Raw genomic sequence first — 611 nt, 5'->3', positions numbered from 1 at the left:
AGAATAAAAAAAAGCCGCGTCCTTTAAGACACGGCTTTTATTATCAAAACAGCTAGCGATCTAAATAAACGATTAAAGTAACCAATCGAAATATAAAAGAACATCTCCTTATTGCACAAAACGTATCAAAACGCAAGCTGTTAAATAAAATAAAAATGAGATTCATTCTTTAGATTCAGTGGGTTATAATAAATTTCGTTTGTAATTACACCCCATAATGTGTTATACTATCATCAGTTGTGAGTTTGTTTTGTTCTAAGTACTATTTTCCATTAAAGGACAGAAAACAAATGCTTAATAAAGTGATTTTAATTGGTCATTTAGGTGCCAATCCAGAAAGCAAAACAATGTCATCTGGCATCGAGGTGGTCAATTTTCGTATAGCAACGTCTGAGAGCTATATAGACAAGGCAACCAATAAGAAAGTAGACAAAACCGAATGGCATTCCATTGTGGTGTTTAATCCACATTTGGCAAAAGTAGCACTTCAGTATCTCAGTAAAGGTAGCAAAGTTTATATCGAGGGGCGACTAAAAACCCGTAAATGGCAAGATAAAAACGGTGTTGATCGCTATGTAACAGAAGTCATATTGCCTCAGTACAAAGGCGAG

At 34.7% G+C, this 611-nt stretch carries 1 protein-coding gene; it reads left to right on the top strand.

The window, feature by feature from the left end:
* Positions 1-290 precede the first annotated feature (290 nt).
* Positions 291-611, top strand: a 321-nt coding sequence (ssb, locus tag ACFILO_RS09720; protein ID WP_375678240.1) for a single-stranded DNA-binding protein, incomplete at its 3' end; no start/stop codon positions are given.

The organism is Bartonella sp. AP72JLCBS (assembly GCF_042195705.1).
Taxonomy (GTDB): Bacteria; Pseudomonadota; Alphaproteobacteria; order Rhizobiales; family Rhizobiaceae; genus Bartonella.
This window is presented reverse-complemented; position numbering and strand designations above follow the sequence as displayed.